This is a genomic window from uncultured Bacteroides sp. (genome assembly GCF_902472605.1).
Lineage (GTDB): Bacteria > Bacteroidota > Bacteroidia > Bacteroidales > Bacteroidaceae > Phocaeicola.
On the sequence record NZ_CABROP010000070.1, the window covers coordinates 1 to 10,030 of the forward strand.

Sequence of the window (10,030 nt, forward strand, 5' to 3'; positions counted from 1 at the left end):
CGACCGCCGCGTGCTCGACGAAGCCTTCGCCCTCCGCGGTCAGGCCGACGACGTGCTCATCGTCCGCCACGGACTCCTCACCGACACCTCCATCGCCAACATCGCCCTCTGGGACGGATGCGAGTGGCACACCCCCGCGCGTCCCCTGTTGGAAGGTACCCAGCGCCGCCACCTCCTCGACACCGGACAGATAAAAGAAACGGACATCCCGGCTGCCTCCCTCGGAAGCTACCGGCACATCCGTCTGTTCAACGCCCTGATTCCCTTCGGCGAGGTGGAACTCCCCGTGAGTCAGGTGCTGTATTGATATCTTTCGCGTCACTCCACCAGCTCGTAGCTGCTGATTTGAATCGGCATGTCGAGGTTATGGAGCACCTTCTCCAGCATAATCCCCTCCAGGTTGTCGTACTCATAGCCGAACGTCGCCCGGATGCCCTGCAAGATGAACTGCGTGGCCCGGTCGAGCGCAATTGGCAGACTGTCGCCCTGCATCAGCGAGCCCGTGATGACACTCGTGAACGTGTCGCCCGTGCCCGGATAGTGCGCCGGCAGATACGGGCAAGTCACCTTCCAGTAACGGTTGCCGAAGCGGTTGTACGCATAGACCGACGTCGACCGCGGGTCACCGCTCACCGGCACGCTCGTGGCAATCACGATGGCCGGTCCCTGGTCCGACAGCGTCTTCAGCGCCTTCTTCAGCTCTGCATCCGTCAGTTCCTCCCGGAACGGCATGTCCAGCAAGTAGTACAGCTCCGTCAGGTTCGGCGTGATGACATCCGCCAGTCGGATCAGCTTCCGCATCTCCGTCACCATCTCCTCGGTGATGCCCTTGTAGAGATGCCCGTTGTCGCCCAGTACCGGGTCGACCACCACCATGTCGTTCTCGCCGCGGAACTTCTGGATGAACTCCTCCACAATCTGCGCCTGCTGCGGCGAGCCCAGGTAGCCCGTGTAGAACGTGTCGAAGTGCACGTTCATCTTCTCCCAGTGCGCGATGATGTGCTTCATCTCCTCCGTCAGGTCGAGGAAGGAGTAGGAAGGGTACTGCGTGTGCGTGGACAGCACCGCCGTGGGCAGTGGACACACCTGGAAGCCCATGGACGAGAGCACCGGGATGACCGCCATCAGCGATACGTGGCCCACCCCCGACAGGTCGTGTACGGCGGCCACCTTCTTCACCTGATTTTTCAGGAAACCTCCCGTCCGTTGAGGCGTTTCCGTCGGGGCCGTCGGCTTTTTCTTCTTGTACTTCCGTTCCTTTTCCCAGGCCGCTTTCCGTGCCTGATACGCTTCATATTGTCGTTCAATGTAATTGTCTGCCATAGTTTTGTGAATTTACAATTACAAAGGACGTTACTTTTTATGTAACGAGCAAACTTTTTCGTGCATTTTGTAGGATGGGGAGGGGAAAAAACAGAGGGCTGCTCCGGAGGAAATCCAGGGCCTTGTAGCAGATTTTTGGGCTGATTTCGATTTGTGGGGTTTGGTTTCTTTTTGCTGCTTGTGTCGGGATTTTGGTGTCTTTCTGATTTTGCTTTCATGGGGATTTTATAGAGACTTGGGGGAGGGTATCCCTTTCAGAAGGCTTCTGGAGGGGGTGGCTGAGGCGCGAAATGGGAAGGTTTGGGGAATCTGGAGGCGGGGATTTCTTGTTTTTGGAAGATTTTGGGGCGTTTTTCGGGGTAGGATGGGGAATTATCGGGAGATTTTGGGGTGGAAAACGGGCTTACGTTTGGAGTTAAATGTATTTGCGTTTTAGGTGAAACCTCCTTGTGTTTGGAAGCAAACGCTTCGGCGTTTGGAGTGAAATGCACTTGCGTTTTTTGGTGTATGGTTTTTGTGGGGGATTTGAGTGGGTGTTTGTTGGGTGTGTTTTCTAGTTGGATGAGTTTGATGGATTGTTTTGGATTGTCTTTTTGAGGGGTTTTGTTCTTGGTCTTTATGAATGGGGTGTTGGAATTGCTTTTTTGCTTGCTTTTGGTATGGTGTTTGTGTGATTGTGTTTCTTTTTGGTATTTGATAAGCGGTTCTACTTGTGGATTTTGAGCGAATGGGCGGCGGGGCGAGAAAAGAAAGTGGTTTTGGAGAGGGAGTGGGGGAGGTGACATTTTGGTAGGATTTGCATCTTGGTGGATGGTGGAAAGATATGACGAAGATTTTCTATGGAAATATTGCTGGGTACATTAAAAATCCTCATCGGCATGCTTTCTGATATGCAGATGAGGATTAAATTTTTTGTTTGAATCAGTTATCCTTGTCGATAATCCGGCCAAGGAATGTATCCGTATATGTGTGATTGATGTTTAGACGAACAGGATGATAGTCGGGTAGACTTTCTAAAAATTCCAGTTCGAAGACTAATCTTGGATCTTTGTCGTTGCTTTCGGGGTGGATTTCTGCTTTGGTTCCAATTCTTGCAATACGGATTAGATACAAGTCTTTCACCCCTTTCCCTTTTATGTAAGGCATGAAATAGTACAACTTGTTCAATGCGATGGTAGAAGGGAATGATTTCGTCTTGCCGGTATAATATATTTTTGTCGGTTCTTCATTCAAGAAATAATCTTGATTATCTTCCTTGACAAATCCTATCAACAAACGTTTGTTCTTGTCGGGCACATAATTCTTTTTAGGCTTATTGAGAATCAGTTGTTCTTTTTCAAAAGCAAACAGGTCTAAATCCAATGTCGGGCGTGATTCGCGTAAAGTATGTATCGGTCGTGAGGATACAGGTGCTTCATCATACATGAAACGGTATAAACTCTTCCCAATCAGTTCGACGATTCCGCAAACCAATGCATTTCCCATGAGGAAGGCCCTGCGTCCGTCTGATACTTCCGGATGATAAGTGTGATTGTCCGGAAACATGTTGAGCCGTTCTAATTCTATGGGAATCAGTCGGCGGTATCTTCCGGAGGGGGTCAGCACCACATGTTTGAAACGTGAAGGAGCGTTTCCGCCTTCTCCTGTAATCATGGTTCTTGAAGGTTTGTCAAGCGGGTCAGGAAAGGCCATTCCACCTTCAGAGAAAGTATATTTGAATCCTTCTTTTGACACACGATTTATTTTTTTTGCTCCTTTCTCATAAATCCATTTAGGTAAATCTTTCTCGGAAATAAAGAAATCTTCCGGTACGAAACTCTCGTTCACAAGAATATCACCTAGGGTTTGGTTCGTTCCTGTATAAACAGGTGTGGCATCCACAGAAAAAACCTGACGATGCGTCATCATGCCTGCGTTTCCAAATGGGCTTGCCTTTCCTTCTTTGTTGAAGTTATCTGAAACTTCTTTTATGGAACCTTCTATTTCAAAATCCGAGATTCCCGACTTTTGTTCAAAGGGGAAAGCCTGTGCCATTACTCCGTCGTACAGAACCCAGTCTTTCATTTTTTGGATGCGGTTGGCTATTGGGGAATTCTCAAGATAGCCTACAATGTAGGTTCTTCTTCTTCTTTGTGGCATCCCGTAGTCGGCGGCATTTATGACTCGCCATTCTACAATATAGCCTAAGTCGGCTAATGAGGCTAGGATAATGGCAAAGTCGCGTCCACGCTGGGAGGCTGGAGAGTTCAATAGGCGGTCAACGTTCTCAAAAAATATATAATTGGGTTTTGCATCGCCCTTTTCTTGCAAGATGCGGTAGATTTGCCACCATAGCACTCCCTTTTTACCTTCAATACCTCCCGAGCGGCTGAGTGAAGCAGCTACAGAGTAGTCTTGACAAGGAAATCCACCGACCAGCAGGTCATGGTCCGGAATATCCGCTGTTTTTACAAGATTAATGTCCTGGTTTGAATGTCCTTTCTTTCCAAACCGAGCCTGATATACTAAAGAGGCATCTTGATGTTTGGTAGAAGGTTCCCATTGGTTGTTCCAGATTGTTTCATAAGCGTCGGATGCTCCTTCCAGGCCGATACGGAATCCACCTACACCAGCGAATAGTTCTACTACACGAATTATATGATTATTTTGAGCCATTGTTGTTTACTATTTGTTTTACGTAATCATTATTAAACCAGTAACAGAACTTTTTAACCCACTTTCCGCTGGGAGTTGGAGCTAAATCTGTTGATCTTTGAGCTTTTGGACGTACATGGAATTTTTTCTTGTCCTGTCCTTTCCACCAATATTCTTCAGAGATATGGTCGTCCAATATGTTCTTTCTTATGTGCATCCAATACGTCTCTGCCCATTCCAAATCCTCTGGAGGCATTGTCCAGAAGAATACATTGTCTAGTATATAATCTCCTTTATTGGCTGTCTGTTCTTTAAATATTACAAACATGAAACGGCTTGAAAACAATTCATACAGCCGGGATTCATACCAGTTGTCACATTCTGCGACTTCCATGTAGTCAATGTTTTCAAAAGACATCGCTTCTTTTATATTTCCGTTATGTTGGACACGTATTGTCTTCATTGTCAATCCGGCCTTCATGAACTCTTCAGAACGGTTGACATTGGTACATTTCCCGGTTGCGGCGATAGCATTGGCTATTATCGCAAATTTGTTTTTGGGATTATTGGAAATGTCTATCTTCTTTCCTTTGGCGATTACCTGGTAGTTTTTGCCAAGGTAAGGTTTGAACCGATTTAGTATGATTTCTTCAAAATTATGTTTGTCAAGCTCCCTTTCTGAAACAATTTGTCCGGTAGGAAACTTGAAATTGGAAATCGCCTTTTTACCGCTATCCGTTACATATTGCAGGATAGTCCGCATATAAGACATCTTCAAGCTGAAAGCCCTGCGGGGTGCTCCTTCTTCTGAAAAAGGCTGTTTCATCAGGCTGTCGCCTTTTTGGCCTTTCCTGCATGCACCGAGGTACATAGTGTCTCCTTCTGAAAGTAAATGGGCTTTGCCACATTTGATTTTTTCCAGTATGGTTTCGTAGTCATGCTTGATGATAAGCAAATCTTTTTCAGGGAGTTTCCAAAGAACGGAGAAAATAAATTTCAGGTCGAGGTTGTCACAATTTTTCTTGTATAAATAAAAGAGCAGCAACATCAACTGACACTTCAGATAAAAGTGTGATTGTTCAAAATCTTCCTTTATGACCTCGCAGTAATTTATCATATTACACACCAGGCGTTCTTTGATGAGGTAAGTGTCGTTTTTGCCCAGTTTGACGGGAGTGCATTTTAATTCCATGCCAGCAGACGAGAAGTCTGCTTCCGGATTATTGTTGGTTTCCAGAAGAAAATAAAGGTTCTCCACCATCTGTCCGATGCTGCCTTTTCCTTTCTTGGGTGAATAGTTCTCTTTGATAAATTCACGCAGACTTCTGCCTAGCAATCCTTTGCTGTATTCAAATATACTGATGGCGGAAGTCTTGTCGTATGATAGATTATTTATTGGGTTTGTTATTTTATTTGTTTGGCTCATTCTGAATCTTTTATTTAATATATTTCTCCGAATACTTTCATGTATAGAGAAAGCTATTTTAATTGTTTTTGCTTCAGCCTCTTTGTCAGTTGTTTAAGGTCTGAATTCGTTTCTAATTAAAATTCAATTAGTATCTTCCGTCTTCATATTAGTGTGCAAAATAAATAAAATGGAGGCAAATAAAAGAGGAATTTCTTAAGTTTGTTTCTGAAGAACTCTGAATTTGCTCGTACAATTTTGTCTGGTTATGTCAGATAAATATGGCATTGCTTACACGCTAGAACTTGTGTAAGATTAGTTTAGAATTATAAATTTGGAGGGAATCGATTCTTTGTATGCTAAATCTCTGTATCTTTATCCTGACTTTAGGTAGTATGGCTACGGCGTTTTAATTTGAAGATAAAATCGGAAAATGGACAAACTGACGAAGGAACAACGGCACCGTTGCATGTCGGCAATACGTGGCAAGAACACGAAACCTGAAATAGTGGTGCGTAAATTCTTGTTTGGACGGGGATTCCGTTATCGGCTGAACCATCCGCGTCTGCCTGGACATCCGGATATTGTGCTTCGTAAGTATCGTACGGTTATTTTTGTCAACGGCTGCTTCTGGCATGGACATGATAATTGCAAATATTATCGCCTACCTAAAACGAATGTGGATTTCTGGCGGAAGAAAGTGGAACGGAACAAGAAGCGTGATGTGGAGGAACAGCGTCAGCTGGCCGCAATGGGATGGCATTGCATTACAATTTGGGAATGTCAGTTAAAACCGAAGGTTTGTGCGCAGACACTTGAATCATTGGCTTTTACATTAAATCATATTTTTCTGGAAGACCACAAAATCAAAACTTATAACACATCGGAAGATGAGGATACGCCGATGGCTGCTGAATCTGAGGTGGAATATACGAATGATTGAGATTGTCTTTCAAGATAAAGAATACTATTTATCGGTTGGAAAGAGATAATTGATTTCGATGTAGAATCTTGTATGAAAGAACATCCGGAATCGGTTGCAATTAATAAGATAAGCTGTTGATTTACATAAAAAACGAACTATTCGAATTTCTCGAATAGTTCAATATCAGGGCAAGAGCAGAGCGGAAACTCATTGTCAAGATGTGAAAGAAGGGGTGCATCCGAAAGCAATCTTTCATGACTTGTATGTGAAGAAAAAGAGTGGGATATATTTGATCATCTTCCTGTAGAGAACATGGTATATGCCAACCGGCGGCTTATTATGATGTCATTACTGAAAGTTCAGGAATTGCTAATAGTGTCCCTTTTATAGATTTTATTAACTTTGTATATCCTTGTTTTTGACAACTGATTTTTCATAAGTGACGAGACATTTCCGAACTATATCAGACATCGAGGCCCAATCTAGTGGAACATATTAAACATCTCTACGAAGAGCAGGAACTCGATGAAAATTCAACCTGTTGGAAATTCCGACAGGTTCGCATCGAAGATTCCAGATAGGTAGAAAGAGAGATGCCATTTGATAATCTGGACATGATTATTTCATTGGGATACAGAATAAGATACACTATGCCATTCATGGATATATAGTAGCTGAACTGATCGTGGAACGTGCCGATGTTGAAAAGAACTTGTTTCACATGCAGAAGCGATGGAACATGCTACGAATGAATATCGTAAATACAAACAGCGTACAATCAGTGACGTAGAACAGGATTATCTTGATTCAATCAAGATGTTGGACAATTTGAAAAAGAAAGGAAAATCAGAATGAAACTGAAATTCAAACGTCAGTGTTTTCAGACGGATGTATCCAATTATCGTAGCGAGCCATGTGGCAGACGTGCAAAGTCGGAACTGGGACTGTCCGCGGCCGGTCATAAATTGGCGTCCACGTTTCTTTAGAATCCCTTGGAGAAGGTGGATAAGATTTTGACTTGTTATTAAGTAAATTCTTCGATTTTTAGTTATCCAAGAATATTCTTTGCCATATTTTCTCTCATTCTAGTTAGATTTTTCGTATTTTCGTGTAATAAAAGTAATTTCATGGAAGAAAAGAGTAAATATATTGCCAGTTTCCAGGTGCAAAAAATGTGGCAACGAGTAGATATACGATGGAATAATATTCATCAGGATGTGAATATTCTTGTCGGCATTAATGGATGTGGGAAAACGACATTGCTTAATTTAATCTCAGACTATTATTCTGGGCAGAAGATTAAAAAAAATATAGCTGAAGCTGTCAGTGGAACTGCCATTGATAGTCCTGTTACTTATATCCGTTCTTTTGATATTCCGGCTAATGCGAAGAGAAAAACGGAAAGTATGTTGCTTCAGGCCTTGAAAAATATTATTAATCAGAATGGAGAAGGAACCTCATTCTTTGATTATAGAATGAAGATGTTGAATTTCCCGGAAAAAGCGGAAATAATTCGTAAACGGATTGATAATTTCTTCCAGTTGGTTAACTCATTGTTTGAGGAAACAGGAAAAGAAATTAGGATTGACCCCCAGAATAATACGTTAGTTTTTTCAATTAAAGGTACAGGGAGGGCATTGATTACATCCGATGGGCAAAGAGTTGTGACTGCTAATGGAGATGTTATTCGTGCAGAAGACGAAAAAATACAATTAGACCAGCTCTCTTCCGGTGAAAAACAGATTTTGTTGATTCTTACGACAGTGTTTCTGCAAGAGGAGAAGCCCGCTGTGTTGTTGATGGATGAACCGGAAATCTCTTTGCACATTACTTGGCAAGACCGGCTTATCGAATTGATACGTAAATTGAATCCGAACTGTCAGTTGATATTGACAACCCATTCTCCTAATATTTTTGCCAATGGCTGGGAAGATAAGATTGTATTCATCCAAGATTTAGAGAAAAGATAATTATGGATGCAGACAAGAGGGCCTTTTATGAGGCAGCAGCGAGAGGGATGGCAGCGTCGACGCTTATGTACGGCGTAGACTCCATTGTACATGTGGAGGATAAAGATGACATCTGGTTTTGGCAACAGTTGCTTGCTAAATATCGTGGAGGGCGTTATAAGTTTAAGCCTGCTACCATAAACGAAAAGGGAAATCGCAACACAGGGTGTACTCAGTGTTTGAAGTATAAGGGTTTTCTTTCGCAGAAATTTTTTATTTGTATAGATAGTGACTTGCGCTATCTGTTGGAAGAAGGTATTTCCGCGGGAGATGGCATTCTACAGACTTATACTTATTCATGGGAAAATCATTGTGCATTTGCTTCCCAATTGCAACAGACGTTTGATAAATATACGCATAAAGGGGCGGAGTTTGATTTCAGCGTTTTCTTGTCGGGATATTCTGAAGTTGTTTATGAGCCTTTTTTGTTGATGCTTTATCAGGTAAAGAATGGATTGACTGAGTTCGATCGGGATAAATTTAAAAATGTTATTTCCTTGCAATATAGACAGGGTGATGAAAAAAATAATGGAAAGCAATTTTTAGACCGTTTGTCTTCGGATCTGCAGACTACTATTAAAAATATAAAGAATACATGTGGCTTTAATAGGACGGATGAATCAGTTTATTATGAAGCTAAGGGACTTCGTAAGGAGAATGTGTATTTATATGTAAGAGGGCATTGCTTGTATAATTCATTGGTTTCTATTGGTAAGAAATTATGTGAAGGAACGGGACTGGATTTTGAACAGAATATATTGAAAAATACCTTGGCTTTTGAACAATATGATGCCATTTCCCGTATAAAAGCAGATATTGGAGTATTAAAGACAATCAGACGCAATTATTAGAAATAATGGGCAATTATCTTTGCTAACTAACCCACAAAACCCCAAGAATTATGGACATACAAACAATACTATCCAACCTGAAGATTGACCAGTTGAACGCCATGCAGGAGGCCGCCATCGACGCTTGGAAAGACGGCAGCGATCTGATTCTGCTTTCGCCCACCGGCTCCGGAAAGACGCTGGCCTACCTGTTGCCGCTGGTGAACTCGCTGAAGCAGGGAGTGGAAGGCGTACAGGCCGTGGTGCTGGTGCCTTCACGCGAACTGGCTTTGCAGATTGAGCAGGTGTTCAAGGCCATGGGAACCGGTTTCCCGGTGATGAGCTGCTATGGCGGTCGCCCGGCCATGGAGGAACACCGCACCATGAAGGGCATCTCGCCGGCCGTGATTATCGGTACGCCGGGACGTATGAACGACCACCTGAACAAGGAGAATTTCGAGGCCGGTACGGTGCGTACGCTGGTCATCGACGAGTTCGACAAGTGTCTGGAGTTCGGCTTCCAGGACGAGATGGCCGAGGTCATCGGCAAACTGCCTTCGTTGCGTCGCCGCTTCCTGTTGTCGGCTACCGATGCGGAGGAGATTCCGCGCTTCACGGGGATGAACCGCACGCAGAAGCTGGACTTCCTGAATCCGGAGGAGACGGTATCACAGCGGTTGAGGCTTTATCGGGTGACTTCGCCGGAGAAGGACAAGCTGGAGACGCTCTACAAGCTGCTGTGTACGCTGGGCAACGAATCGACGCTGGTGTTCTGCAACCACCGGGAGAGTGTGGACCGGGTAGGGAAGTACCTGCACTCCATGAAGGTGTATTGCGAGACGTTCCACGGCGGCATGGAGCAGGACGACCGCGAACGGGCGTTGTATAAGTTCCGCAACGGGAG

General features: G+C 43.9%; 10 protein-coding genes. 6 read left to right on the plus strand and 4 right to left on the minus strand.

The features are described from left to right. The coding region (locus RDP42_RS12165) for an aminotransferase class IV (protein ID WP_308763901.1) at positions 1-307 on the plus strand (307 nt) is incomplete at its 5' end. 11 nt (positions 308-318) lie between these two features. Here RDP42_RS12165 and RDP42_RS12170 read toward each other — a convergent pair. The 4 genes from RDP42_RS12170 to RDP42_RS12185 form a co-directional block, all read right to left on the minus strand. Beyond that, a complete protein-coding gene (locus RDP42_RS12170) occupies positions 319-1,323 on the minus strand; it encodes a pyridoxamine kinase (protein ID WP_308763902.1) in 1,005 nt (334 codons plus the stop codon). Between the two features lie 254 nt (positions 1,324-1,577). After that, positions 1,578-2,108 carry a hypothetical protein gene (locus tag RDP42_RS12175; RefSeq protein ID WP_308763903.1) on the minus strand — a complete coding sequence of 177 codons (531 nt, stop codon included), beginning with the start codon at positions 2,106-2,108 and terminating at the stop codon, positions 1,578-1,580. Between the two features lie 136 nt (positions 2,109-2,244). Beyond that, positions 2,245-3,978, minus strand: coding sequence for a DNA (cytosine-5-)-methyltransferase (dcm, locus tag RDP42_RS12180; protein WP_308763904.1), 1,734 nt, complete (start codon positions 3,976-3,978; stop codon positions 2,245-2,247). After that, positions 3,965-5,383 carry a Sau3AI family type II restriction endonuclease gene (locus RDP42_RS12185; RefSeq protein ID WP_308763905.1) on the minus strand — a complete coding sequence of 473 codons (1,419 nt, stop codon included), beginning with the start codon at positions 5,381-5,383 and terminating at the stop codon, positions 3,965-3,967. The genes dcm and RDP42_RS12185 overlap by 14 nt, the downstream gene beginning before the upstream one ends. 412 nt (positions 5,384-5,795) lie before the next feature. Here RDP42_RS12185 and RDP42_RS12190 point away from each other — a divergent pair, with 412 nt between their 5' ends. The 5 genes from RDP42_RS12190 to RDP42_RS12210 form a co-directional block, all read left to right on the plus strand. Next, positions 5,796-6,305 (plus strand): very short patch repair endonuclease, encoded by a 510-nt coding sequence (locus RDP42_RS12190; protein ID WP_308763906.1) that lies wholly within the window; start codon positions 5,796-5,798, stop codon positions 6,303-6,305. 649 nt (positions 6,306-6,954) lie between these two features. Further along, positions 6,955-7,077, plus strand: coding sequence for a hypothetical protein (locus RDP42_RS12525; protein ID WP_374046984.1), 123 nt, complete (start codon positions 6,955-6,957; stop codon positions 7,075-7,077). A gap of 337 nt (positions 7,078-7,414) precedes the next feature. Then, the gene (locus RDP42_RS12200) at positions 7,415-8,257 is read left to right on the plus strand and encodes an ATP-binding protein (RefSeq protein WP_308763908.1); all 843 of its coding nucleotides are present in this window, start codon (positions 7,415-7,417) and stop codon (positions 8,255-8,257) included. Positions 8,258-8,259: 2 nt separating this feature from the next. Beyond that, positions 8,260-9,147, plus strand: a complete 888-nt coding sequence (locus RDP42_RS12205; protein WP_308763909.1) for a DUF4435 domain-containing protein — start codon at positions 8,260-8,262, stop codon at positions 9,145-9,147. A gap of 50 nt (positions 9,148-9,197) precedes the next feature. Further along, positions 9,198-10,030 (plus strand): DEAD/DEAH box helicase (locus tag RDP42_RS12210; protein WP_308763910.1); only part of this gene is annotated, 833 nt, incomplete at its 3' end.

Excerpts from the sequence above, each read along its gene's own strand:
- RDP42_RS12190 (WP_308763906.1), top strand. The coding sequence starts at position 5,796 with ATGGACAAACTGACGAAGGAACAACGGCACCGTTGCATGTCGGCAATA.
- dcm (WP_308763904.1), bottom strand. The coding sequence starts at position 3,978 with ATGGCTCAAAATAATCATATAATTCGTGTAGTAGAACTATTCGCTGGT.
- RDP42_RS12200 (WP_308763908.1), top strand. The coding sequence starts at position 7,415 with ATGGAAGAAAAGAGTAAATATATTGCCAGTTTCCAGGTGCAAAAAATG.
- RDP42_RS12170 (WP_308763902.1), bottom strand. The coding sequence starts at position 1,323 with ATGGCAGACAATTACATTGAACGACAATATGAAGCGTATCAGGCACGG.
- RDP42_RS12205 (WP_308763909.1), top strand. The coding sequence starts at position 8,260 with ATGGATGCAGACAAGAGGGCCTTTTATGAGGCAGCAGCGAGAGGGATG.
- RDP42_RS12175 (WP_308763903.1), bottom strand. The coding sequence starts at position 2,108 with ATGTCACCTCCCCCACTCCCTCTCCAAAACCACTTTCTTTTCTCGCCC.
- RDP42_RS12185 (WP_308763905.1), bottom strand. The coding sequence starts at position 5,383 with ATGAGCCAAACAAATAAAATAACAAACCCAATAAATAATCTATCATAC.